Source organism: Hyphomonas pacifica, assembly GCF_000682675.1.
Lineage (GTDB): Bacteria > Pseudomonadota > Alphaproteobacteria > Caulobacterales > Hyphomonadaceae > Hyphomonas > Hyphomonas pacifica.
In genome coordinates, this window is sequence record NZ_AWFA01000045.1 from 84,296 (window position 1) to 108,841 (window position 24,546).

Annotated in this window: 19 protein-coding genes; 6 read left to right on the top strand and 13 right to left on the bottom strand. The window is 59.6% G+C overall.

Annotated features, from left to right (window positions below):
- Nucleotides 1-122 precede the first annotated feature (122 nt).
- Nucleotides 123-449: a hypothetical protein gene (locus tag HY2_RS13030; protein ID WP_034828284.1), complete on the top strand. Its 327-nt coding sequence runs from the start codon at nt 123-125 to the stop codon at nt 447-449.
- 3 nt (nt 450-452) lie between these two features.
- Here HY2_RS13030 and HY2_RS13035 read toward each other — a convergent pair whose 3' ends face one another.
- Nucleotides 453-3,911: an indolepyruvate ferredoxin oxidoreductase family protein gene (locus HY2_RS13035; RefSeq protein ID WP_034828285.1), complete on the bottom strand. Its 3,459-nt coding sequence runs from the start codon at nt 3,909-3,911 to the stop codon at nt 453-455.
- A gap of 126 nt (nt 3,912-4,037) precedes the next feature.
- Here HY2_RS13035 and HY2_RS13040 point away from each other — a divergent pair, with 126 nt between their 5' ends.
- Nucleotides 4,038-4,538, top strand: a complete 501-nt coding sequence (locus tag HY2_RS13040) for an Lrp/AsnC family transcriptional regulator (protein WP_034828287.1) — start codon at nt 4,038-4,040, stop codon at nt 4,536-4,538.
- A 32-nt stretch (nt 4,539-4,570) separates the two neighbouring features.
- Entirely contained in the window at nt 4,571-5,677 is a 1,107-nt protein-coding gene (locus HY2_RS13045; protein ID WP_162173289.1) for a serine hydrolase domain-containing protein, read from the top strand.
- Here HY2_RS13045 and HY2_RS13050 read toward each other — a convergent pair.
- The 9 genes from HY2_RS13050 to HY2_RS13090 form a co-directional block, all read right to left on the bottom strand.
- On the bottom strand, nt 5,674-6,744 hold the full coding sequence (locus HY2_RS13050) for a DUF2332 domain-containing protein (protein ID WP_034828291.1): 1,071 nt from the start codon (nt 6,742-6,744) through the stop codon (nt 5,674-5,676). The two genes, HY2_RS13045 and HY2_RS13050, sit on opposite strands and share 4 nt — an antisense overlap.
- 8 nt (nt 6,745-6,752) lie before the next feature.
- A complete protein-coding gene (locus HY2_RS13055) occupies nt 6,753-7,934 on the bottom strand; it encodes a thiolase family protein (RefSeq protein ID WP_034828293.1) in 1,182 nt (393 codons plus the stop codon).
- Nucleotides 7,935-8,071: 137 nt separating this feature from the next.
- A complete protein-coding gene (locus tag HY2_RS13060; protein WP_034828296.1) occupies nt 8,072-8,656 on the bottom strand; it encodes a glutathione peroxidase in 585 nt (194 codons plus the stop codon).
- Nucleotides 8,657-8,798: 142 nt separating this feature from the next.
- On the bottom strand, nt 8,799-9,050 hold the full coding sequence (locus HY2_RS13065) for a dodecin family protein (protein WP_051595027.1): 252 nt from the start codon (nt 9,048-9,050) through the stop codon (nt 8,799-8,801).
- 111 nt (nt 9,051-9,161) lie between these two features.
- Entirely contained in the window at nt 9,162-9,497 is a 336-nt protein-coding gene (locus tag HY2_RS13070) for a hypothetical protein (protein ID WP_034828298.1), read from the bottom strand.
- A gap of 142 nt (nt 9,498-9,639) precedes the next feature.
- Nucleotides 9,640-11,856 (bottom strand): M13 family metallopeptidase, encoded by a 2,217-nt coding sequence (locus tag HY2_RS13075; protein ID WP_034828300.1) that lies wholly within the window; start codon nt 11,854-11,856, stop codon nt 9,640-9,642.
- Nucleotides 11,857-11,932: 76 nt separating this feature from the next.
- Nucleotides 11,933-15,154: an efflux RND transporter permease subunit gene (locus HY2_RS13080; RefSeq protein ID WP_034828302.1), complete on the bottom strand. Its 3,222-nt coding sequence runs from the start codon at nt 15,152-15,154 to the stop codon at nt 11,933-11,935.
- Nucleotides 15,151-16,428, bottom strand: a complete 1,278-nt coding sequence (locus HY2_RS13085; protein WP_034828303.1) for an efflux RND transporter periplasmic adaptor subunit — start codon at nt 16,426-16,428, stop codon at nt 15,151-15,153. Before HY2_RS13085 ends, HY2_RS13080 begins: the two co-directional genes overlap by 4 nt.
- 18 nt (nt 16,429-16,446) lie before the next feature.
- Entirely contained in the window at nt 16,447-17,901 is a 1,455-nt protein-coding gene (locus tag HY2_RS13090; protein ID WP_064773917.1) for an efflux transporter outer membrane subunit, read from the bottom strand.
- A gap of 212 nt (nt 17,902-18,113) precedes the next feature.
- On the opposite strand from HY2_RS13090, the gene HY2_RS13095 reads away from it, so the two are divergent.
- Entirely contained in the window at nt 18,114-19,499 is a 1,386-nt protein-coding gene (locus HY2_RS13095) for a sensor histidine kinase (protein ID WP_051595014.1), read from the top strand.
- Here HY2_RS13095 and HY2_RS13100 read toward each other — a convergent pair.
- Entirely contained in the window at nt 19,496-19,798 is a 303-nt protein-coding gene (locus HY2_RS13100; protein WP_034828305.1) for a hypothetical protein, read from the bottom strand. The genes HY2_RS13095 and HY2_RS13100 overlap by 4 nt on opposite strands.
- Before the next feature lie 125 nt (nt 19,799-19,923).
- Between HY2_RS13100 and murI the strand changes: the two genes are divergently transcribed.
- Complete coding sequence (gene murI / locus HY2_RS13105) at nt 19,924-20,796, top strand: glutamate racemase (protein WP_051595015.1); 873 nt, start codon at nt 19,924-19,926, stop codon at nt 20,794-20,796.
- Here murI and HY2_RS13110 read toward each other — a convergent pair.
- Entirely contained in the window at nt 20,742-21,935 is a 1,194-nt protein-coding gene (locus HY2_RS13110; protein ID WP_034828307.1) for a type III PLP-dependent enzyme, read from the bottom strand. The two genes, murI and HY2_RS13110, sit on opposite strands and share 55 nt — an antisense overlap.
- A gap of 339 nt (nt 21,936-22,274) precedes the next feature.
- On the opposite strand from HY2_RS13110, the gene HY2_RS13115 reads away from it, so the two are divergent.
- Nucleotides 22,275-23,303: a substrate-binding domain-containing protein gene (locus tag HY2_RS13115; RefSeq protein WP_233346371.1), complete on the top strand. Its 1,029-nt coding sequence runs from the start codon at nt 22,275-22,277 to the stop codon at nt 23,301-23,303.
- Nucleotides 23,304-23,310: 7 nt separating this feature from the next.
- Here HY2_RS13115 and HY2_RS13120 read toward each other — a convergent pair whose 3' ends face one another.
- Nucleotides 23,311-24,417 (bottom strand): glycosyltransferase family 4 protein, encoded by a 1,107-nt coding sequence (locus HY2_RS13120; RefSeq protein ID WP_034828311.1) that lies wholly within the window; start codon nt 24,415-24,417, stop codon nt 23,311-23,313.
- Between the last annotated feature and the right edge of the window lie 129 nt (nt 24,418-24,546).

Consider the following 24,546-nt stretch of genomic DNA (forward strand, 5'->3'; position numbering starts at 1 on the left):
GATCCCACTCTGTCTCTCCCTTTTGAAGGGGTAGGGCAGAGGGGGCATGCCCCGTGCGGCTGTAATCAGCCCTAAACACTTCCCTGCTTAAGTAGCGACCGAACAGGAGAGGCTTTCCGCACATGACCATTCTTCGCACAGTGCTGCTCGCAGGCGCGCTTGTTAGCTTGCCGGCCTGTATGGCCAGCAAGATCGTTACCGTACCGGTAAGTGTGGCGGGGGATGTTGTCGAGGGCACGGCCAAGGGCGCATATGCGGTCGGCTCCGGCGCGGTGCGTGTGACCGGCGACGCGCTCGACGGGCCGGACGAGCATGTCCGCATTGATGTGACCTACAGCAATGGCAAGCACACGCGGAAAACGATCAAGAAGAAATATCTTGAGCGCGAGCTGAAAAAGCTCAGCAAGAAGGGCCGGATTGTGGACGTCGATGTGAGCCCGGCGAAGTAGGGACTACTCCGCCGAGATCAGCGTCGTCTTCGCTGTCGGCAGCTTGCCTTCGGGCCAGCTCTGCCACAGCTCTGCTTCTTTTGTCTTGGCGGTTTCGACTGCGGCATCCTTCACATGGCCATAGCCGCGGATCTCGTCCGGAATCTCGGCGAGCGCGATGGCCAGATCATGGTTCTTTGCCGTCAGTTCCTGCGCGATGCGGGCAAGGCCGCTAAGGTAATCGTCACGGATCTGGCGTTCCATCTTGCGCTCTTCGGTATAGCCGAACGGATCGAACTTCGTGCCGCGCAGGCCCTTGAACTTCGCCATCAGCTTGAAGACCGTCAGCATCCAGGCGCCGAAATGCTTTTTCTGAAGATGGCCATTGGCATCCTTCTTGGCGAGGATGGGCGGGGCCAGCATCAGGCGCATCTTGCCGCCCTTGAACTGTTTCGCCACATAGTCCGCAAAGTTTCCATTCGTATAGAGACGGGCGACTTCATACTCGTCCTTATAGGCCATCACCTTGTAGGCATAGGTGGCAGCCGCGCGGGTCAGCTTGTCGCCCAGGCCTGTGCCATGCTCTGCTGCGCGGACTTGCGCGACCAAATTGCGGTATTTTTCGGCATAGGCCTTGTCCTGATATTTTGTCAGGCGCTCTGCACGGTCATCAATAAGTTCGTCCAGAGTTTTCGGCTCGATATGGCCTCGCGGATCGTGCTGCTGTTCCAAGCGTACAGGGTCAACCGCGGCGATACGACCAATATTGAAGGCGGACATGTTGTCCTGCACCTTGGTGCCATTGAGGCGGATCGCGCGGTAGAGTGCGCGCAGGCTGACCGGCACCTGGCCCTTTTGCCAAGAATAGCCGACCATGATCATGTTCGTATAGATTGCGTCATGCAGATAGCCGACGGCCAGCGCCTCGGCATCAAAGGCCGCAAAGTCCCGCGCCTGACGCTTCACGCGGGAGGCAAGGAGATCGCTCTCAAACCTCTTTGACCGGTCACGGATGAATTCACTGGTCGGCGTGACATCGGAATTGGCATAGGCGGCCGTGCGGCCAGAATCCATCATGTTGATGGCATCGCCGCCTGCGGCCACCACCAGGTCGCAGGCGATGATCAGGTCAGCACTGGCCGGAGGGACGCGGCCTGTGGAGATCATCTCCGGCTCGCGCGCAAAACGAATATGGCTGAGCACCGGGCCGCCTTTCTGGGCTAGGCCGGTCATGTCCAGGCTGGAGGCGGCATGGCCGTCCACATGCGCAGCCATGGCCAGCACAGCGGCCACGGTCGTAACGCCTGTACCGCCAACGCCGGTAAACAGCACGTTCCATGGCTCCGCCAGGCTGGGCGTTTCGGGCAGGGGCAGGCCGGCATCGTCAAACACCGGGCGCGGCTGGTCTTCCCAAGCCGGTTCGCCATCCTGAATGGTCACAAAGCTGGGGCAGAATCCGCGCAAACACGAAAGGTCTGTGTTGCACGTGGACTGATTGATCCGGCGCTTGCGGCCGAGTTCTGTCTCGACTGGCTCAACCGAAAGACAGTTCGACTTGATGGAGCAATCGCCACAGCCTTCACAGACTTCGGTATTGATGATGACGCGGGTGCGGTCCGGCGCGCGCAGGCCGCGCTTGGAACGGCGGCGCTTTTCGGTGGCGCAGATCTGGTCATAGATCATGACCGAGACGCCCTTGGTCTTGCGCAGCATGTCCTGAACTTCGTCCAGATCCTCGCGGTCATAAATTTTCACGCGGCGGGGAAGGTTGGCCACATTGGCGTAGCGGGTCGGGTCTTCGGTGACGACGACGATCGTCTCGACGCCTTCCGCCTCAACTTGCTGAGCAATCTGGGCGGGGGTCTGACCGGATTCGACATGCTGGCCGCCGGTCATGGCAACGGCGTCATTATACAGGATTTTGTATGTCATGTTCGCGCCGGAGGTGACCGCCGCGCGGATGGCGAGGCTGCCGGAATGGGAATAGGTGCCGTCTCCAAGGTTCACAAAGACATGGCCCTCATCAGTGGCCCAGTGCTGGCCGACCCAGGCAATGCCTTCGCCGCCCATCTGGCTGGTCATGTCGGTTTTACGGTCAGGCATGAAGTTCGCCATATAGTGACAGCCAATACCGGCCATGGCGCGAGAACCTTCCGGCACCACGGTGGAGGTATTATGCGGGCAGCCGGAACAATAGTGGGGCGTCCGGATTGTGGGGGAGGCATTGGTGCGGGCCGCTTCGCCCGCACGGCCCACGCGGTCGAAATAGGTGTCGGCGCGGCTCGTGTCCCAGCCTTCCGGCATGATCTTCATCAGGGCGCCGGCCATTTCCGGAATGGAGATGGAGGCGATGTCGGAGAGCAGGGGCTTGCCTTCGCGGTCGCGCTTGCCTTCGATATAGGGGCGCTGGCCATCCGGCAGGTCGTAGAGGGCAGAGCGTAGCTGATCCTCGATCAGGGGGCGCTTGTGTTCGATGACGACGACGCGCTCCAGCCCGCGGCAGAACGCCCGGACCCCTTCCGGCTCCAAGGGCCAGGGCATGGCGACCTTGTAGATGGAGAGGCCCAGGCGTCCTGCATCCTGCGGAGAGAGGCCAAGCGCCGCGAGCGCCTCGAACACGTCGCGGGCGGCCTGACCTGTCACGATGACGCCGATACGGGGCTTCGGCGACGGCAGGATGATCTGATCGAGCTGGTTGGCGCGCACATAAGCCTGTGCGGCCGGAAGCTTCACCTGGCGCAGGCGGCGTTCCTTGTCCAGCGGGCTGTCGCCCCGCCGCATGTGGACACCGTCTTCCGGAATCACAAATTCCGGGCTGACAAAGTTGAAGCGGTCCAGATCCACGCTGACTACGGCGCCGGAATCCATCGTGTCGGCTAGCGCGACGAGGCCCGTCCACGCGCCGGAAAAGCGGCTCATCGCCCAGCCATGAATTCCATAGTCCAGTACATCCTGAATGGAGGCGGGGTTCAGCACCGGGATTTCAGCATCCTGCATCGCGAATTCGGATTGCGAGGGCAGGGTGGAGGATTTGCAATTATGGTCGTCGCCAATGATGGAAATCACGCCGCCATGCTTTGAGGCGCCAGCGGCATTGGCGTGCTTGAAGACGTCGCCCGTCCGGTCAACGCCGGGGGCCTTGCCATACCAGATGCCGAACAGGCCATCATATCTGGCCCCCGGAAACAGGCCGAGCTGCTGGCTACCCCAGACGGCAGTGGCGCCGAGGTCTTCGTTCAGGCCTTCCCAGAACTTGATGTCATAGGTGTCGAGCCATTTCTGCGCGGCCCGCAATTGCTGATCATATCCGCCGAGAGGAGAGCCGCGATAGCCGGAAATGAAGCCGGCCGTATTCAGCCCCATGCCTATATCAAGTCGTTTGCGGTCAAGTGGCAGGCGCACGAGCGCCTGAATGCCCGTCATAAAAGCTTTGCCCTCGACAAGATCGTATTTGTCGTCCAGCGTAACTTCGCGATGTTGCATGATATGCCTATCCCAAGGGTTTGTGGCATATTATTGGGTAAATCGCACGAAATTGCTTGCCTTTCTTGCGCGGTTTTTGTTATTCCGGGGTAAAATTTACCGGAAATTGCGGGAGTGTAAGCAAAATTGGCCCAAGAACTAGATGCCGTTGATGCGAGAATCCTGGACATCATCCAGCATGATGCCGGACTATCCGTCGCTGAGATCGCTGACCGTGTCGGTCTGTCCTCTTCCCCGTGTTGGCGCCGTATCAAGCGCATGGAAGAGGCCGGGTTCATTACCGGGCGCGTCACCCTGCTGGACAATAATTCGCTTGGACTCAACTTCGAAGTGCTGGCAAGCGTCAAATTGGCGCTGCCGAGCCGGGAGAATCTCGAAGCGTTTGAGCGCATGGTGCAGGATTGGCAGGAGGTCGTCGAATGCATGACGGTGACCGGCGCGGTGGACTACATGATCCACATCGTGACGACTGACATGCACGCCTATGACAATTTCCTGCGTGACAAGTTGCTGGGGTCTGCCCTCGTCTCTGACGTCCAGTCTCGCATTGTGATCCGCGTGGCCAAGCGTACGACGGCGTTGCCGCTGGATCTGGTGGAAGATGTAAGAAAGTCCTCGTCCACCTGACTATATCCCTAAAGGATAGCAGGAGATGCATGATGTTTCGTTCGATGATGGCTGCCGTGGCGGCTTTGGGCCTGATGGCGCTTCCCACCCTGGCGGCGCCGCTGACCGAGGTTGAGCTTCAGGAAAAAGTGGACACTGTCCGGGAGGAGGCGGGGCTTGTCGCTCTGGGCGCGGTCGTGGTCGATGCGGACGGGGAGGTGCTGGGTCTTGCAGTCTCGGGCGAGCGGCGCAAGGGCAGCGGAGACGCGGTCCAGCCGGGCGATGCCTGGCATATCGGCTCCAACACCAAGATGCTCACAGCCTTGCTCTATGGCCGTCTGGTGGAGCAGGGGAAGGCCGAATGGGGCGATACCCTGCCGGAGCTGTTTCCGGACCTGGCAGAGGATATGTCCCCCGCTTGGCAGGATGTGACTATTGAACAGCTGTTTTCTCATCGCAGTGGTCTGGCGGCCAATCCGGCTACGACCTGGTTCCTGACCCACCGGGATTCCAAAGAGCCGGTGGAAGCCCAGCGAACGGAGCTGGCCCAAAAATATCTCTCCAAAGCGCCTGATGGAAAAGTCGGAACCTTCCAGTACAGCAATCTGGGCTACATGATTGCCGGGGCCGCGATTGACCGGATCGCCGAGCGGCAGGGCTATGAGAATTATGAGGCCTTGTTCCTCTCAACCCTCGTCCCGGAAGGGGAGGGCTGGGGCTTTGGCCCGCCGCAGGAGGGCGTTGAAGGCCACGCCAGAAACCTCTTTGGCCAATGGAAATCCAAAGGTAAAGGCTCGGCAGCGGACAACCCGGCGGCGCTAGGGCCTGCCGGAACCCTACATGTTCCGCTCGTGCCGCATGCTGTGTTCCTTAGCCGGTTCCTGACGCCCGGGCCGACGGAAGAAAAGCTGATGACGCCCTATCCGGATGCGGATTCGGATTACGCCTTCGGTTGGGGGATGATTCCGCCGGGAAAACTGGGGCCGGTTCTGGGGCATAGCGGGTCGAACACGATGTGGCTATCGACCGTACATCTTCTGCCGGAACAGGGGCTTGTCATCATCGTGAATACGAACAGCTTCAGCCAGAAAGCCGCATCTGCCTTGAACAGTTTTTCGGCGGAACTGGCCGCGAGCTATGCCTCAGAAGAGAGCGACTAGCCGAGGAGGCTGTCCACCTCTGTCACATGTCCGTCCGACTCGTTCAGCAGCAGATTTTCGCCATCGGGCCATGTCTTCAGACGTGTCTGCATGCGCGGCGAGGTGCGATTGCCCCCGAACAGGGATTCCGGTTCAAAGCACAGCCAGGCCAGTGGCGCATTGGCGCTGGCGCCGGCGCCTGCCTGTTCGATCATCTGCATGATCTGCGCGATGACCTCCCGCGGGGGATAGACCAGGAAGACCGAATGATAGACGATTGTCAGCTCTCCCTGCGGGCGTTCGCTTAGCTTGCGGGCCAGCCAGTCTACGGCATCGGCCTGGTCCACGCGCACCCCTTTGCGCTGCGCCAGGCTTGCGGCGGCGTCTAGGCGGCTCAGCCGTTCGGTCTGGTCAGGCCATGTATAGCTTTTCAGGCGCAGATAGGCGGCCTGATCCGCCACATTGATCGGGTTCAGGTCACACGCCGCGCGTGACGCAATGATCGGTGCAGTGTCCAGATGCGCCGGTTCCGGTCCGCGCCAATGCGTGCTGATGCTGACGTCAGAGGTGCCGACGCGCTGCCAGGTGCCACCATCATAGGCGTAGCGGTCCCAGTTCTGGTTGAGGCCAGCACTGGCGCCCAGCTCCAGCAAATTCATGGGCATGCGGTATGTGTCGGCGAGGTGCAGAAAGCCCGGCAGCAGGGCAATGCAGCGCCGGGTTTCATTGGTCTGCGGAGGGTTTTGAATGAAAGACCTGACGTGCTCTATATGGGTAGTCAGCCAGGGCCCCGCGCTGGCCCAGACATCATCCATGGACCAGTCATATTTCGCGGCGGGGTAAGCGGCGGCAAGCTCCGGGGCGTCGCCTGTCAGAACGGCATGGTGCAACGCGCCAGCAATACGCAGGGCCAGGGCATCCTTGCGGGGATTGCCGTCCCAGTCCTTGCACAGATCATACATGGGGCCGCCAGCGTCAAAATCTTCCGCGAATTTCCGGAGCAGGGCGGCGGTAAACGGAGACCCCAGATCCGCGCACCAGCCCGCCTGTTCGACGAAATGATCCGGGACCCGGGTATCTTCCAGCATATCAGCGCCTAGTAGCGCTCAAGCGCCATGGCGATGCCTTCGCCGCCGCCAATGCAGAGGCTGGCCATGCCTTTCTTGACGCCGCGATCTTCCATGGCGGCGAGCAGCGTGACGATCAGGCGAGCCCCGGAGGCACCAATTGGGTGGCCCATGGCACAGGCGCCGCCATTCACGTTCAGTTTTTCATGGGAAATGCCCATTTCCTTCATGGCGATCATCGGAACGACCGCGAAGGCTTCGTTGATTTCCCAGAGGTCGACATCGTCAATGCTCCAGCCAGCCTTTTCGAGGGCCTTCTTCATGGCTGGCACAGGGGCCGTGGTGAAGTATTCCGGCTCATGCGCGTGGCTGGAGGCGGACACGATCTTCGCCAGCGGGGTCAGGCCGCGCTTCTTGGCTTCGGATTCGCGCATCAGCACGACAGCTGCTGCGCCATCGGAAATCGCGGAGGCGTTGGCCGCCGTCACGGTGCCGTCTTTGGAGAAGGCCGGGCGCAGGGTCGGGATTTTTTCCGGCATGGCCGTGCGCGGCAGTTCGTCTGTATCAACAACCGTTTCGCCTTTGCGGGTCTTGATCGTCACCGGGGCGATCTCGCGCTTGAATTTACCTTCTTTGGTGGCGGTCTGCGCGCGGCTCAGCGTTTCCAGGGCATAGGCGTCTTGCTGCTCGCGGGTGAACTGGTATTCGCCGGCGATCATGTCGGCAAACTCACCCATGGGGCCGCCTTTGTAGGCATCGGACAGGCCGTCCAGCGCCATGTGGTCCTGAGCGGCCATGGTGCCGTATTTGTGGCCTTTGCGTACATTCAACAGGTGCGGCGCGTTGGTCATGGATTCCATGCCGCCTGCGATGACGATGCTGGCTTCCCCGGCAAGGATCGCGTTGCGTCCCATAACGGCGGCCTGCATGCCAGAGCCGCACATCTTGTTGATCGTGGTGGCTTCCAGGCCCTTGTCCTGGCCTGCCTTGAAGCCTGCCTGGCGGGCAGGAGCCTGGCCCTGGCCAGCGGGAAGGCAGTTGCCCATGATGATCTCATTGGCTTCGCCAACGGACAGTTTGGCTTCGTTGACAGCTTTCTCGATCGCGATGGCGCCGAGTTCGCTGGCAGTCAGGCTGGCAAGGTCACCGAGTAGGCCGCCCATGGGGGTACGGCCCATACCGACGATGACGACGGGATCTTGTTCTGACATGGAGTTTCCTTCCGCTAAGGTTTTTGCATTTGCGAACACAAAGCGCTTCCACCGGGGAGTCGTCAAGACCGTGCTTAGGTCGTAACCGGCCTGTCGGGCCCCCTGTGAAGGCCCGTCATGGCGCAGGACAGAGCGCGTCAGCCGCCGAGGGCGGCTTCAATATCGGCCAGCAAGTCCGGGTCAGACGGCTTGGTGGCGGAAGGGTAGGCCTTCAGGGGCGTCCCACCGCCAGAAACGAGCACTTTGTGGAAGTTCCATTTCGGCTGTGCCCCATCGCCCAGTTTCTCGACGGCATTGAGATAGAAGGGGTGCTCCTTCGCGCCGGTGACGGCGTATTTCTTGGTCAGCGGGAAGGTGACGCCATAATTGATCTGGCAGAAGGTTTTGACTTCAGCCTCGGTGCCAGGCTCCTGTCCGCCAAAATCATTGGACGGCACGCCGACAATAACCAGGCCGTCCTTTTTCTTTGATTCATAGAGTTTCTGGAGGCCTTCATATTGCGGCGTGTATCCGCATTTGGAGGCGGTGTTCACGACGAGGATGGCTTTTGCGCCAAGAGAGGTCAGATCCAGCGGCTTGCCGTCAATTGAGGTGAATTCGGTGGCGTGCATGGCGGTTTCCTGGTCTGTTGCGGAAGAGGGGGCCTCGGCACTGGCCGGCAGGGTGATAAGTGCGCCCAGGCAGACGGGCGCAATCGCGGCAATGATCAGGGAACGGGGCATCGGTCATCTCCTCCAGCTTTCGATGGAAACTAAGCGTACCGCGAAACTTGTCACGTGCTTTTCCGACCATATGCCGTGAATATGAAGCTTGCCGCAGCTAGCAGGCCCGGCGAGATATATACCCACCGGGCCGATCAGCGCCCTATTTCTTCTTGCTGGCCTTCTTGCGGGAGGCCTTGTCGTCGGCTTTCGGTGGCATCACTTCGAACGTCATCTGGAGGTTGACGCGATACTTGTCGATCTTGCCATTCTTGATGGTGGTGTACATCTCGTTCACATAGGCAGAGGCGAGGCCTTTGACCGTCGCATCAAACCGGGTGATGGCTGTCTGAATGGCATCCTCGAACGATTTGGTGGATTCGGCGAGGATCTGCTCGGATTTCATAATGGCCATTTTGGGCTCCCTTTCTTTCTGATGGGAGGCCATACAAGCTTGAAATACCGGAAAAGCCAAGGAAGTTGTCCTTGGGGAAAGTTTCGCTGACAAGGTTTGAGGGTTGGCGAACTAGCGCCGGATCAGGGAGAATCCGGCTTCTGAACCTTCCTGCCACACCACGCGGGCCTGGCCTTCAAGGCCGACAGCGCTGGCATTCAAGGTCACCGTAGCGGGCAGGCGCTCATTGGTGGGGAAGCGCAAACGCACGCCTGTATCAGAGTGATCCAGCACAATTCCACGTCGCTTGTAGCCAGAATTATAGGTCACATAGGCTTCGCGATAGACCATGGCGCGTGCAGGGCGGGGCCGCTCCACATGTGTAGCAACCATCTGCTCGACACGCTCGGTGGTAGGCGCGCGGCTTTCTGACTTTCGACTTCCGAAGAGGCGGTCAATGATTGCCATATTTGGATAGGGTCCTTTGCCTGATCAGTATGATGCAACCCCCATGCCAGTTCTTAACAATACCAGCCCAACCTTAACAGCTCATAAAAAAGCGGCGCTTTGAAGCGCCGCTTTCTGTAACATAGATTATTGTTTCAGCTTATTACCAGATGCGAATTCGCTCTTCCGGCGGTAGGTACAATGCGTCGTCCGGCTGGACATCAAAGGCCTTGTACCACTCGTCCAGATTGCGAACGATGCCGTTCACACGGTAGTTCGGTGGCGAGTGCGGATCCGTTGCCAGCTGGTTGCGGGTCGCTTCTTCACGATATTTGGACCGCCAGACCTGGGCCCAGGACATGAAGAAACGCTGGTCGCCGGTGAGGCCGTCGATCACGGGGGCTTCCTCGCCGTTCAGGGACATCTTGTAAGCACGATAGGCGAGGGAAAGACCGCCCAAATCGCCAATGTTCTCACCGAGCGTCAGGCGGCCATTCACACAGGTTTCGCCATCATCCAGCGGGCAGTAAGCCGAATATTGCTCGGCCAGGGCATCGCCCAGCTGGCGGAAGGCGGCCAGGTCTTCTTCCGTCCACCAGTTTTCCAATACACCATCGCCGGTATATTTGGCGCCCTGATCATCAAAGCCATGGCCCATTTCGTGACCGATGACACCGCCAATGGCGCCATAGTTCACAGCCGGATCAGCCGAGATGTTGAAGAAAGGCGGTTGCAGGATGGCGGCCGGGAAGACGATCTCGTTATAAGCCGGGTTGTAATAGGCATTGATCGTCTGCGGAGTCATGAACCATTCGGTCTTGTCGACCGGCTTGCCCAGCTTGGAGATATTGTCCTCAAGGGCCCATTGGCTGGCATTGATCTGGTTTTCCAGCGCGTTGTTGCCCACGACCAGCGTGTCATAGGTTTCGAACTTGTCCGGATAGCCAATCTTCGGGTTGAAGGCGTCCAGTTTCTCTTCTGCCTTTACCTTCGTGGCTTCGCTCATCCAGCCGAGATCCCGCAGGTTCACGGCCATGGCCTTGCGCAGGTTTTTGACCAGATCGTCCATCTCAGCCTTATTTTCCGGCGGGAAGTAACGCTCGACAAAGACCTTGCCGATGGCTTCACCCAGCACACCCTGAGTGGCGGACACGGCCCGCTTCCAGCGCTCGCGCTGTTCCGGCTGGCCGCGCAGGGCGGTGCCATAGAAAGCGAAATCGGCATCATCTATTTCCTGCGGCAGAACACTGCTGTAATCGGACAGGAAGTGCGCGGTCAGATAGGCTTTCCAGGTGTCCAGCGGCGTGTCGCTGATGATCTTGAACATGGCAGGGAAGCCGCCGCCGAGTTTTTCAGCCTGCTCAGGCGTGATGCCGGCCGCTTCGAGTTCCTCAGGAGTCGGCGGAATTTCTGCGACGAGAAATTCCTTCTGGTCCCCGACGCCGAGCGTGTCGAGTGCGCGAACTACCGGGAAGGTGCCAGCGATGGTGACCAGATCATCCTTTGACACCTTGTTGTAGGTGATTTCCGGATTGCGGGAGAGGGCAGGGTCCCAGTCTGCCTTTGCAAGCTCTGTTTCCAGGTCGAGCACTTTCTGGGCTTCTTGCGCAGCATCTTCATAGCCAGCTTTGCTAAGCAGGAAGGTCAACAGATCCAGATAGTTGGCGCGCAGCTCAACAGATTTGTCGTCCGTCTTGAGATAATAGTCACGGTTCGGCATGCCGAGGCCGCCCATGCCCATCTGGAAGATGTTCGTGTTTGGATCCTTGTCGTCAGAGAAGACAAAGCCATTGATCGGGGAGCTGAAGCCCGGCGAGCTGAACAGAACTGCCAGATCATCCAAATTCTTAATAGACTTGATCTTGTCCAGATAGGGTTGGGCCGGGGCAAGGCCTGCGGCGTTGATCGTATCTGTGTCCATATAGGCATTGTAGTAGGCGCCGATCTTGCCTTCTGGCGTGTCGAGTGCAGGCTTTGCGGCAGCCAGATCGTCAATGATATTCAGAACGCGCTGCTCAGACTTTTCGGCCAGCAGGTCAAAAGATCCATAACGGGATTTGTCGGCCGGAATTTCAAAGGAATCGAGCCATTTGCCATTGGCCCAAGCGTAGAAATTGTCGCCGGGCTTCACGTCTGAGTTCTGAAGGGTGAGGTCGATACCCCAAGGGCCCCAATAGTCTGCTGCGGTAAGTTCCAGGCCATCGGCGGTAACATATTTCCCGTCTGCATTCGGCGTCGGCCGCGGGGTAGTCAGAGTTTCTGCGACAGGCGCTTGCACGGTCTCAACTGCATCTACCGTTTGGACCGTCTCATCGGTTTGCGCGGACGTGCACGCTGCCAATAGCGCCGCAGTTGCGACACCAAGCATGAGTTTCTTCATTAGGTCTCTCCCAGACTTTTGGATGTGCACCTGCCGTCCAGTAGGGGCGGGGAAATACACATCAATTGAAACCAATTTACTCCGCAGGAGCCGCCCGGCCAAGCCCGTCACTGTGGCTGGTGCCGATCAATTCTTCTTCATCAATCGTGACTTCGCCGCTATAGGTCTCGCCGATCTGACGGTAGGGCTTGCCGCCCCAGGTCCACTGGAAGATACGGCCGATCTCCACGCCCACTGCATACATTGCCGGAACCATCAGCAGGGATACGAACAGGGCAAAGGCCACTGCCGCGCCGAGCGAGACAACCATCGGCTTCAGGAATTGCGCCTGTACGGATTTCTCTGCGATTAGGGGCAGGATACCGACAAAGGTCGTCACCGAGGTCAACAGGATCGGGCGGAAGCGGGAGACCCCGCCATCCACCAGCGCCTGCACGGCGCCTGCGCCTTCATCCCGCCTGCGATTGACGTAATCTATCAGCACCAAGTTGTCGTTGATCACAACGCCTGCCGCAGCGGCAATGCCGAAGAAGGAGAACATCGCCATGGGCGTATTGAAGATCCACAGCCCGAAAACCGCGCCGCAATAGGCGAAGGGCAGGGCCATCATCAACAGGATGGGCTGGGCATAGGACCGGAAGGCCACGGCCAGCAGGATATACATTGTGCCGATGGCAATCAGGATCAGACGGCCGATCTCTGCGAAGAATTTTTGTTCTTCCTCAAAGCCGCCAGCCTCGCCGCGCTGAACGTCCGGAAACTGTTTCTGGAAGTCGGGCCAGAAATCCTGCTCCATGGCGCTCATGATCTGACCACGGCCGCCTTCGCCCATGACTTCGGCATAGACCGACACAGAGCGGGTGCGGTTGCGGCGAATGATCCGGTTGATGCCGGGGGCATACTCGAAATTGGCCACCTGCGTGATCGGGATCTCACGACCATCTGGCGTGCGTACTTTCAGGGCGCTGAGGCTGTCGAGGTTTTCTCGGGCGCTTTCCGGCAGGCGCACCATGACGCGCACATCTTCCCCGTCGCGGGGCAGGCGTTGAACCTCTTCCCCGAAATAGGCCTGGCGCACCTGCTGGGACACGTCTGCCAGCGTTATGCCAAGGGTCTCGGCACCCGGCTTCATCGAGATACGGATCTCTTCTGCCGCGGAGGACAGATTGTCTCCGATGTCATAGGCATTATTGTACGTAGAAAGATGTTCTTTCACCACTGCGGCCGCTTCACGCAGGCGCTCCAGATTTGGATGATTCAGGGCAAAACGCACGCCGCTTTGTTCGTCATTGAAGGTGAAATCGAACGTGACTTCTTCTGCATCCTGAATGTCGCCGACATTGTTGCGTAGGAATTCTGAGACTTCTCTGGACCGCAAGCCAACAGGGCGCTCTTCCGGTGGGATGATGCTGATCCAGGACCGGACACTGGTGCCGGAGGCAACCACGGATGCGTCCGTGATGATGTCACCTTCGATATTCGGGAATTCCTGATGGGCTTCCTGCTTGGTCTTCTGGATGCCTGCTTGCAACTGGTCGCGCACCTGAATCAGGCGCTCATAGGGCGTGCCCTCCGGCATGCTGATTTCGACCTGAATCATGTCGGCTTCGATTTCCGGCATGAACTTGAACGGAACGATGCCCATGCCCGATACTTGGGTGGCCAGATAGAACAGGCAGAAGAACAGAGCCACGGTTGCATAGCGGAAGCGGATCGCCACTTCCAGAACAGGCTTGTAGATATTGTTGGCAAACCAGAGAAGGCTATCGGCAATGCTGTGCTGAAGGCGCAGCAGCTTGCCGGACGGGCCGTCGAATTTCTGCTTCTTCATGTGCGACAGGTGGCTCGGCAAGATCAGCATACATTCGATCACCGAGAAGATCAGCGCAGCGACCACCACAAAGGTGATCTGCTGGGTAAACATGCGGGTCGGGCCCGTAATGAATGCCCAGGGCAGGAAGGCGATGATTGTGGTGAGAACCCCGAAGATCACGGGCTTCAGAACCATTTGAGTACCGATAATAGCCGCATCGAGGCCTTCGCTTCGACCGCTTTCGATTTCCCTGTGTATGTTCTCGCCCACGACGATGGCGTCGTCCACGATCACGCCGATCACAAGCAGCACCGCAAAGGTCGACAGGATGTTCCAGGAGACCCCGAAATAGGGGAGCAGCATGATGCCGCCGGCAAAGGCGGTGATGATGCCTGCCGTCACCCACAGCGCCACGGTCGGGCGCAGGAACAGGATCAACACCAGCATCACCAGCACAGCGCCCTGCAGGGCAGACTGCGTGATCAGGTCCATACGGTCCTGAAAGCCTTCGGAATCGTCCCACAGCACATCCACCTTCACCGCCTGGGGCAGAATGCCATTGGCAGGGTCGTTGGCCTTCTTCACATACTCATGGAAGCTTTTGGTATAATCCAGGATGTGCATTGTGTCCGGGGATGGGATCATTACGAACACGGTCGGCTCACCATTGAACGTCGCCTGGAATTTGTCTGTGACGAACCCGTCATCAATCGAGGCGACATCATCCACGCGGATCGTGCCGTCTTCTGTCGTCTGGCGGATGATGATATTGCCAAATTGCTTGGCGGTGTCAGCCAGTTGGCGGGCGGTAATCGCCACATCGCCGGAGGACGACTCGATGCGTCCACCGGAAGAGTTCAGAGAAGATTGGCGAATGGCGTTGGCCACGTCGCTGAAGCTGATGCCGAAACGGCGCAGCGCTTCCTCGGAGACCTCGATATTGACTTGTTCATCAATGACACCATTCAGTTCGGCCAGTTCGCCGCCACGAATATTGGCAATGTCATCGCGTACTTTGTCGCCAAGGCGTTTCAGAGTGCGTTCATCGACATTGCCGTGGATCGCAAGGCCCATAAACGAGTTACGCTGCTCCCAGCGCGTGACCTGCGGTTGGAACGCCGCCTGAGGCATGTTGTTGATCTGGTCGACGCGCAGTTTCACATCATCCAGAAACTTGTCCATGTCGATGTCGTCGCGGCCCTTGATGTTGACAACACCGAAGCCTTCATTGGCGATGGAAGTAATCCGGTCCAGGCCGTTAATGTCGGCGACGGCTTCCTCGATGCGCGTAACGATCTGTTCCTCGACATCCTGCGGTGAGGCACCGTTCCAAGCAACAGAGACAGATGCCCCGGTCACATTCACGACCGGGAACATCTCCTGTTCCATCTTGGTGTAGCCGAAGACGCCGCCGACAAAGGCAACGATCATCAACAGATTTGCCGCAACCGCGTTTCGTGCGAACCAGGCGACGATGCCGTTCATTGGGCGACTCCCTTGTCTCCGTCGCCAGCCTGAGCCAGTTCGGCGGTTTCATCCGTCTTCGATGTGTCTTCGGAGGATTTGCGCTCATATACCTTGATGGAGCCGTCTTCCATGCGCTGCATCACGGTGATGTTCATGCCATCGAAGGGCGCCTGGATCGGGCTGACAACGGCCAGTTCACCTTCCTCGACTCCGGAGGTGACATAGGCGCCATCTGGATCGGAATAGACCAGATCCACCTGACGGATCGACAGCTTTCCATCGTCCGGAAGGCCAACGAACATGCGGTCTTCGCCGCGCAGGGAGGCGCGCGGGGCGATCAGGATGTCCTTGATGGTCTCCCCCTGAATGGCGGCGGTAACGAACAGACCAGGGGCCATCGGGGCGTCACCGTCTGCGCCGGCCCCATAGGGGTCTTTCAGTTCCGCGATCACATTGATCTGGCGCGTCTGTGTGCTGACGGCTGCGGCCGTGCGGACAACCTGACCATGCCATTCACGCGGTACGCCGCCGACAACGGCGCGGAAGGTAACTTCCGGACCCGGATTTTCTGCGGAGGCGGCAAAGGCCAGCGGCAGGCCGAGACGACCCATTTCCGTGTCGTTCAGGGGCATGGCCACCTCAACCACGTCATTGGCGAAGATCTTGCCAAGAGACTGGCCTGTTGCCACGACCTGGCCGATATCCACGTTGCGTTCGCGTACACGGCCTTCAAACGGCGCATAGATGGCGGTCCGGCCAAGGGCCAGTTCGGCGTCCTTAAGCTGTGCGCGGGCGGCTTCCAGGGCTGCGCGAGCTTCGGCCAGTTGTGGTTCGCGACGGGCAAGCGGGGAGGCATCGGAGATGCCAAGATCCAGAATATCCTGACGGGCCAGTTCGGCCTCGGCCTCTTCGCGGGCAAGGGCCTGCTGCGCGCTTGCAACGGTGGACTGTGCACGAACAACGGCCAGCTCATAATCGGCGGCCTCGACGCGTACCAACAATTGGCCCTTCTTGATGAATCCCCCGTCAATGAAGTCTGGTGAGACATAGGAGATGCGGCCGGATGTCTGCGGCGCGACGATGATCTCACGGCGCGGCTTCACTTCGCCTTGGGCCTCGACGACGAGTTTCAGGTCACCCCGGCGAACAGGTTCTGCAAAGACGTTGAGTCCTGCGCTCGGTTCAGCGGCCTTTTCAGGTTCCGGCTTCACGGCTGACAGCGCGAAAACCCCGCCTAACCCAACGACGGCAACGATGCCGAGTGGTAACAAGACTGAAAGAATGCGTCCCATTTGATCTATCTCCTGTCGCTATTCTGCGACGTCTTCCTGCGGGGTTTGGTTGGCATTGGCAGCGGCGCTCACGGGCAAGCCGCCACCAAGGGCGAGATGGTAGGATATGCGGTTGGTTGCGCGATTGGCGCGAGCTGACACCAAATTGCTTTCCGCTGTCAGGCGGCGCGTCTGGGCATCAATCAGATTGAAGATCGTGATCGTACCGCTTGTATACTGACGTTCCGCCAGATCTTCTGCCAGGCGTGCCTCTTCGAGGGAGCGCATCTGTGCATCTTCCTGATCGGCCAGCAGGGCGTCAGCGGCAAGGGCGTCTTCCACTTCACCCCAGGCAGACAGAGCTGCGCGGGCATAATCGGCGATGGCGGCTTCTGCCTGGGCGATGGCGGCATCGCGCTGTGCGCTGAGGCGACCGCCGGTGAACAGTGGCTGCACCAGGCTTGCCACAAGGCGGGCGGCGATGCGTTCCGGGTCTATCGCGTCTGCGAAGTCGGCCTGACTGGTGGACAAGGATCCGGTCAGGCGCAGGCTGGGCAACATGGCGAGGCGTGCCTGTTCGGCTCTCAGGCCAGCGGCGACCAGTCTCGCTTCTGCGCCGGCAATGTCAGGGCGGCGAGCCAGTAGCAGCATCGGGCTGACTTCCGGTTGCAGCATGTCCAGCACCGGCAATTCTGCCGGGGCTTCAATTTCCGTTGCCGGGTAGCGGCCCAGCAGGATTTCAAGACGGCGAGCTGCCTCGCCAGACAACTGACGAGTCAGGGCGATGTTTGCTTCGGCACCTGCCAGCGCACTGCGGGCTGTGCGCACGTCCAGCGCCTGGGCCAGGCCGCGCTGAAAGCGGCGCTCGGTCAGGATGCGAACACGGTCGCGTGCTTCATAGGTCTGCAGGGCAACATTTTCCTGCGCCAGCGCGGCGTTCAGATTGATCCATGCGATGGCGGTCTGCGCAGCAACCGAAAGTTCTGCTGCGGCCAGATCGGCTTCGCTTGCGGCCAGATCAGCCTCTGACGCAGCAATGCCGCGGCCCAGCCGGTTCCACAAATCGGCTTCCCAACTTGCATCGACGCCCAAGCCGTAGACGCTGTCTGTTGTGCGGTCGATGCCGCCTGCCGTTTCAAAGGCATTGGATGTGCCACCGGCAGATATGGAGGCATCCACATTGGGCAGGCGCTGGGAGCGGGCCGTTCGTGTAGCGGCCTTGGCAGCACGAACCAGGGCTGCGCGTGATTCCAGCGTCGGGCTGTTGGCCAGCGCTTCCTGTACCAGATCGACCATGATCGGGTCATTGAACTGCGTCAGCCAGTTGCCAGTCGGGGCAATGCCGACCACGTCACGCGCTGCCCATTCAGCAGGCGCATCAGGGGCGACGGCAAAGATTTCTCCTCGGTCGCCATCTATTCCGGGCAAGTTTGCCGGTGATGAGGCGCACGCAGCAAGAATTGCTGTGCTGAAAAGTAGAATTGATCGTGTCATGCCGTCGGCAATGCTCCCGCTTTATCTTTTGTCCGTTACGCGCCAACTACTCGACTGCCAACGATAAATTATCGTTATTCAATAATCATTTTATGACTAAGATACAGTAAATGCTGCGCCTTCGATGCATAACGGCACTTGGTAGTTTTATCGTTACATAATAGCCGCTACAGAGAACGGTGTCTGTGGGCAGTCTGTTAACGGGAGTTGCAATGAGCGAAGGCATGTCAGCCGACGCAAAAGAAGCTGCAAAGAGGGCCCTGACGCGCCGGGCCAGGGACTTTGTAACGCTGGTTGCCTGCTTCGGGGCGATCCTGTTCCTGATGTGGCTGACCGGGGCTGTCGGGCTGATTGAGGCGTTCGCGGCCTTGCTCGTGGCGGCCTCTGTGGCGATGGCTGTCTATGTCGGCACCGCTTCCATTCTGCCCATCAGCCCCCGCTTTGCGATTGAGCCTACTACCACAGTGCCGGAGCTGCACGATTCCACAGTCATGCTGGATGCGCTGCCGCTGCCTGCTTTTGAGATTGATGACGAACAGCGCATTGTCGCATTCAATGAAGAGGCCGAGTTCATCCTGCGCCTGGATGGCCGGGTGAAACCACGTGCCAGTACAGTAATCCGCTCTCCGGGCCTGCTGTCGGCTATCGAGAATGCTATTGACAGCGGCACAGTCGAACCAACTGCCGTCGAGGTGGAAAGCGGTCCGGATGAAACCTGGCGGGCCTATGTTTCTCGCCCTGGCAGAGCGCGGCGTACTCTCGTCGTGCTGGAGGATCTGACCCCCGTTCGTCGTGCGGCGCGGGCGCGGTCAGACTTTCTGGCCAATGCCAGCCATGAGCTGCGCACGCCGCTGACGGCCTTGTCAGGCTTCATCGAAACCATGCGTGGACCTGCCAAGGACGACAAGGATTCCTGGGACCGTTTCCTCGCCATCATGGCAGGAGAAACCCAGCGCATGTCACGTCTGATCGCAGATCTTCTATCCCTGTCGCGGATCGAATCCTCCGAACATGTCTCGCCGCGTGAACGCGAGGAATTCCAGGATATCGTTTCCGATGCTACGCATGCCTTTAGCGCCATTGCCTCAGAGAAGGGCGTGCGGCTCGAAGTGCGCGCGGAAAGCGGCAGCATACCGGTCATCGCCCACCGCGATGAGATGATTCAGGTGGTCGAGAACCTCGTCTCGAATGCGTTGAAATATTCAGTGGAAGGCGGCCAGATCGTGCTGAGCTTTGGCCTGTCCAGCAGCATGGCCGATGCGCGTATCAAGGCCGGACAAAGCTGGATGGGGGCTGAGCGCATGACTTTGCTGCCAGCCTCCGGACGTCCAGGCACAAAAGAACGTGCCGTCTGGATGCGGGTCGAAGACCAGGGGCCAGGCATTGAGCGCGAACACCTGCCGCGCCTGGGAGAACGCTTCTACCGCGCCGATCAGAGCCGGGGCGGCAAGATCACCGGCACCGGGCTAGGCCTCGCCATTGTGAAGCACATCATGGCACATCATCGCGGCGGCTTCGCCGTCGAAACGCGGATTGGGGAAGGCACGGCGTTCGGTGTATGGCTGCCAGCCGCGCGGGAAGAGGGCCTGAAAGACTAGTCCTTGTGGCTGCGGCGGGCGGCGTCGAACCAGTCGGTCATCAGATTGCCCGGCATCCGGTTCATCTCATGATACCAGTTCGGCAGATTCTGGATGGCACCGGCAGTGTCTTCCCAGCGGCGTAAATTCACGTCTGCGGCCACATGGAAGGCATCTCGCATTTTGTTCTCAGTCACAGGCTCCATGGTGCCCATGGGGGCCAGCATGGACATGCTCTTCTGAGCGGCAATCATGGTTTCAAGCGTGGCGGCGGTCAGGGAAAGTGTGGCGCGCCAAGGTGTCAGCCAGAGATCAAACATGGTGTTTCCCTTGTTCCAAAGAAGAATATATAGCTACTTATGTTGCGCTGCACAACAAATCCCGTGCCAAAGCCACGGGCTTGCCCGGTTTTCGCCTTGTGCAAATGCGACTAGTCTTTCCGCAAATGCTGACCGATACGCTCCCCTCCAATTTTATGCCGTCGCCCGCACGGGGGCGGGTGCTCGTCTTCGATTCCGGGGTTGGCGGCCTGACCGTGGCGGAGGAAATCCGTGCGCTGGGGCCTGCACTGGGTATCCACTATTCAGCAGATTCCGGCTTTTTCCCCTATGGCGACAAGTCTGACGAGGCGCTGAGAGACCGCCTGCCGAAAGTGGCAAGGCGCCTGGTTGAGTATGTTCGCCCGGATGTCTTTGTGATTGCCTGCAATACGGCCTCCACGCTGGCCCTGCCGGATGTACGCGCCGTACTGGATATACCCGTTGTCGGCACTGTCCCCGCGATCAAGCCCGCTGCGCAGTTGACCCGGACCGGCACAGTCGGTCTCCTGGCAACACCGGGCACCATCCGCCGCGCCTATACGGCAGAGCTGATTGACACCTTTGCCAGGGACATTCAGGTCATTATGCATGGCAGTATCGAGCTGGTGAAGCTGGCCGAAGCTCATGCGCGGGGGGAAGACCTGCCAGTTGAGGCCTTTGCTGCTGCGCAGGCTCCGCTGTTCGAGGCACCTGGCGGAGATAGGATCGACACGATCGTGCTGGCCTGTACCCATTTCCCACTGGTGCGGGCGCAACTGGTGGCAAGTGCGCCCCAGCCGGTCAGCTATATTGATTCTGGAGCAGCGATTGCCCGCCAGACCATCCGCGTCTTGCCACCGGATACTGAGGGCAGGGGGCTGGGCGGGCATGCCTGGCTGACCAGCCCGCCTGAAGAGGCGCCGGATCTGGCGCTGGTCCTCAGGCGGTATGGATTTCCAGACATTCAGAGCGTGGCAGACGTGCCGATTGAGATGACTTCCGCACCGACCGCATTGTAGAGGCTCGGCCACGGCGCATCATGCACCAAGGCAACTTCGGTTTCGCCGAAACCATTGAAGCGGCTGGACATCGCACGGCCATAGGCACCCAGATTGCCGAACTCCAGATAGTCACCCTCGGTGAGACCGGCTGGCAGCCAGACTTTCTCTGGGAACTTGTCTGTTGAGTCGCAGGTCGGACCGTACACCGTGTACTCGACGAGACGGCCCAGCGTGCGACCATCGCCTGGCAGCGCGCGCATCGGAAAGGCCCAGCGCTCGTGCACAGCATCATAGAGGGCACCATAGGAGCCATCATTGATGTAGATCGCGTCGCCTTTGACCAGTTCGATACGGGTCAGCAGGCTTTCTGCTTCCGCCACCAGCGCACGGCCCGGCTCGCACCACAGTTCGGCGTTTTCGAGAACGTACATTGTTTCGAAGGAGCGCTCGACCATGGCGGCATAGTCTTCCAGCGACGGAGGCGGGTTTTCGGCATAGATCGACGGGAAGCCGCCGCCGACATCCACGATGTCGACCGTGACGGACGCCGCGATGATGATGCGGGAAACGTCTGCCATGGCGGTGGCCCAGGCTGTCGGCTTCATGGCCTGGCTGCCGACATGGAAGGACACGCCCAACTCGTCCGCATAGCGGCGGGCTTCGCGCAGGATTTCCGTTGCATCTTCAGCGCCTGCGCCGAACTTGCCCGCCAGCGGCAGGGCAGCGCCGTCACACGAGACCGCAATACGCACAATGATCGTGAGGTCTTTGGCGTAGCCGGTTTCCTCAAGAATCTTGTTCAGCTCTTCCATCGTGTCGGTGACGAAGATGCGCACGCCGAATTCGTGATAGGCACGCTGGATCGCGCGGCGGTTCTTCACCGGATGCAGGAACGCCATGCGGGCGCCCGGAAATTTGCGGTGAATCAGCTCGATCTCGTTGAGAGAGGCCGTGTCGAAGCTGCGAACGCCAGCTTCCCAGAGGGCTTCCAGCACGTGCTCGCCGGGGTTTGCCTTCACGGCATAGAATGGCTCGCCCGGGAAGGATTCCCGGAACCATTTCGCGGCCGCGGTGACGCGCTCCGGACGGAAACACCAAACGGGAACGTCCGGCTGTGCGTCGGCAACAATATTATAGGGAGTAGCATAGGAGTGCATGACACCTAACCTCCAAAGGGCTTTTAACCAGCTTTGGGCGTTAGTACAGGGGGCCCCCAGTTTAAGGGTTGGCCCAGATGTCCGCCGCTTCAATTTCGAACGGCGATGTAGGAGACTCTTTTCGGGCATGCAAGCAAAAATTTTGGGCAGCATACATTTTTTGTCACCCATAGATAACATTCGGGGCTTAAAGCCCTTATTCTACAGGGGCAAAACCTTGCCGCTAATTGATCAAAACGCGACCACTTGCCGAGGAGTTCCTCCCGAATGACAGCCAGGCTTGGGCCTCTCTTCGTATCTCTTTTGATGGCGTGCCTGGTAGCATGCGGCAAAACGGATTTGTCCGAACTCGAGACCGGAGACGTTATCCTGCCACCACCGGTGGACCGAGAGGATGCGCAGAAGATCCGCGTTGTCGGCTCGTCCACGGTGGCGCCCTTTGCGACGACCGTGGCCGAGCGATTTGGCGCGACCACCCGTTACCCGACGCCGATTGTCGAGACGACCGGCACAGGTGGTGGCTTCAAGACCTTCTGCCAGCGCATCGGCCCGAACCATCCCTCCATCGCGGATGCCTCGCGCCCCGTGCATGAGAGCGAGACGGCCCTGTGTGCCAGCAATGGCATTACGGATATCACCGCGCTCTCGATCGGCTTTGACGGCATCGTGCTGGCCAATGCCCGCGAGGCCCCACCACTGGATCTGAGAAAGGTGGACCTTTACCGCGCCTTGGCGGCAGAGCTGCCGGACGGGCAGGGCGGCTTCATCGCCAATCCCTACAAAAGCTGGATCGAGGTCAATCCGAATCTACCGGATGAGCAGATCATGGTGTTCGGCCCGCCGCCTACCTCCGGTACGCGTGATGCCTTTGTCGAACTGGGCATGGAACAGGGGGCGCTGGCCATTCCGGACATGGCAGCCCTCCAGTCAGCTGACCCCGACGCCTACAAGCTGCGCACGCATACGATCCGTACCGATGGTGCCTGGATCGATATGGGCGAGAATGACACGGCGGTCATCCAGTCCCTGATCAAGACGCCAACTGCCATAGGCGTGCTCGGCTATTCCTTTCTGGAGCAGAATGGAGACCGTGTGAAAGCGGCCCATTTGGACGGGGTCGCCGTGACATTTGAGGCAATTGCGTCGGGCAATTATGGCCTGTCGCGCAGCATGTATATCTATGTGAAAGACCAGAATTTGCCGCTTGTGCCGGGCCTGTCGGAATTCATTACGGAATTCGTGTCAGACCGCGCCATGGGGCCGGATGGCTATCTGTTGGAAAAGGGGCTGATCCCGCTGAAGGTTGAAGACCGGCTTGCCCAGCAGGAAATTGCCGAGCAACTGGCCAATCGCGGCGCGCGGAGATAGCCGGGCCCTACAAGCCGGGAATCTGAGGCTTCTTGCGGCGGCGCAGGCGGATTTTCTGCCAGAAACGCTTGCGGGCAGGGGCCGGCAGGGGCTGCAAATTTTCGATGAAGGCTTCCGCGCAGGCGCGCCAGCTATAGCCCTCGGCGTATTTGCGGCAGGTCTCCCGGTCCAGCTCCAGACAGGCCTTTGCGCCCGATGCCAGATCGCCGCCGACGGGCGTGATCGTGCCGGCATTCGAGCCGGGAATGACATCGCGCGGCCCGGTGGCCTCAAAGGCCGCCACAGGCGTGCCGGAGGCCATCGCTTCCAGCACGACCAGGCCGAACGTGTCGGTCAGGCTGGGAAAGACGAACACGTCTGCGCAAGCATAATATGTGGCCAGTTCCTCGCCGAACTTGGCGCCCAGAAACACGACATCCTTGTAGCGCTTTTCCAGCTCTTCGCGTTGCGGGCCGTCTCCAATGATCACCTTGGTGCCCGGCAGATCCAGCTCTGCGAAGGCTTCGATATTCTTCTCCACTGCCACACGGCCGACATTCAGGAAGATCGGACGGGCCAAGCCTTTGAACGGGTCATTTTCCGCACCTTCCGAAATGCGCTTGTCCGGATTGAAGAGAGTCGTATCCACGCCGCGGCTCCATGCGACGAGATTGATGAAGCGCTGGGCTTTCAGTTCCTCCACCATGGACGGGGTCGGCACCATCACCTTGCCGGAATATTTGTGGAACCAGCGCACAAAGGAATAGCCGGCAGAGATGGGTATTGGCAGGCGGGCGGCCACATATTCCGGGAAGCGTGTGTGATAGGCTGTCGAGAAGGGGTGTTTCACCGTCAGGCACATGGCGCGTCCGGCCATGCCCAGCGTGCCTTCTGTGGCAATATGAATGGCATCCGGCTCGAACTCGTGGAAGCGTTCCTCGATCCGATGGCGGGCGAACAGGGCCAGCTTGATTTCCGGATAGGTCGGCAGCGGCATGGTCATGAAGCCCTGTCCGGGATGAACAATCTCCCAGACATGGCCCATGGCCTCGGTTTCCTCGATTACGCGCTTCATTGTGCGCACGACGCCATTCACCTGAGGATCCCAGGCGTCCGTTACGAGCATGATGCGCATGAGCGCTCCTTCAACAGCCTCAGCCACAGTCCCGCGCCATCTTGGCGGGCTTGCAACATTGCGTAAAGGGCCAGCGTTCTCCTGAACAGCCCCCCTGTGCAGGCAACATAGGTGATAGGCTTCTGCCCC

Coding starts and splice junctions, on each gene's coding strand:
- HY2_RS13030 (WP_034828284.1), top strand. CDS start 123: ATGACCATTCTTCGCACAGTGCTGCTCGCAGGCGCGCTTGTTAGCTTG.
- HY2_RS13035 (WP_034828285.1), bottom strand. CDS start 3,911: ATGCAACATCGCGAAGTTACGCTGGACGACAAATACGATCTTGTCGAG.
- HY2_RS13045 (WP_162173289.1), top strand. CDS start 4,571: ATGTTTCGTTCGATGATGGCTGCCGTGGCGGCTTTGGGCCTGATGGCG.
- HY2_RS13050 (WP_034828291.1), bottom strand. CDS start 6,744: ATGCTGGAAGATACCCGGGTCCCGGATCATTTCGTCGAACAGGCGGGC.
- HY2_RS13055 (WP_034828293.1), bottom strand. CDS start 7,934: ATGTCAGAACAAGATCCCGTCGTCATCGTCGGTATGGGCCGTACCCCC.
- HY2_RS13060 (WP_034828296.1), bottom strand. CDS start 8,656: ATGCCCCGTTCCCTGATCATTGCCGCGATTGCGCCCGTCTGCCTGGGC.
- HY2_RS13065 (WP_051595027.1), bottom strand. CDS start 9,050: ATGGCCATTATGAAATCCGAGCAGATCCTCGCCGAATCCACCAAATCG.
- HY2_RS13070 (WP_034828298.1), bottom strand. CDS start 9,497: ATGGCAATCATTGACCGCCTCTTCGGAAGTCGAAAGTCAGAAAGCCGC.
- HY2_RS13075 (WP_034828300.1), bottom strand. CDS start 11,856: ATGAAGAAACTCATGCTTGGTGTCGCAACTGCGGCGCTATTGGCAGCG.
- HY2_RS13080 (WP_034828302.1), bottom strand. CDS start 15,154: ATGAACGGCATCGTCGCCTGGTTCGCACGAAACGCGGTTGCGGCAAAT.
- HY2_RS13085 (WP_034828303.1), bottom strand. CDS start 16,428: ATGGGACGCATTCTTTCAGTCTTGTTACCACTCGGCATCGTTGCCGTC.
- HY2_RS13090 (WP_064773917.1), bottom strand. CDS start 17,901: ATGACACGATCAATTCTACTTTTCAGCACAGCAATTCTTGCTGCGTGC.
- HY2_RS13095 (WP_051595014.1), top strand. CDS start 18,114: ATGAGCGAAGGCATGTCAGCCGACGCAAAAGAAGCTGCAAAGAGGGCC.
- HY2_RS13100 (WP_034828305.1), bottom strand. CDS start 19,798: ATGTTTGATCTCTGGCTGACACCTTGGCGCGCCACACTTTCCCTGACC.
- murI (WP_051595015.1), top strand. CDS start 19,924: ATGCTGACCGATACGCTCCCCTCCAATTTTATGCCGTCGCCCGCACGG.
- HY2_RS13110 (WP_034828307.1), bottom strand. CDS start 21,935: ATGCACTCCTATGCTACTCCCTATAATATTGTTGCCGACGCACAGCCG.
- HY2_RS13120 (WP_034828311.1), bottom strand. CDS start 24,417: ATGCGCATCATGCTCGTAACGGACGCCTGGGATCCTCAGGTGAATGGC.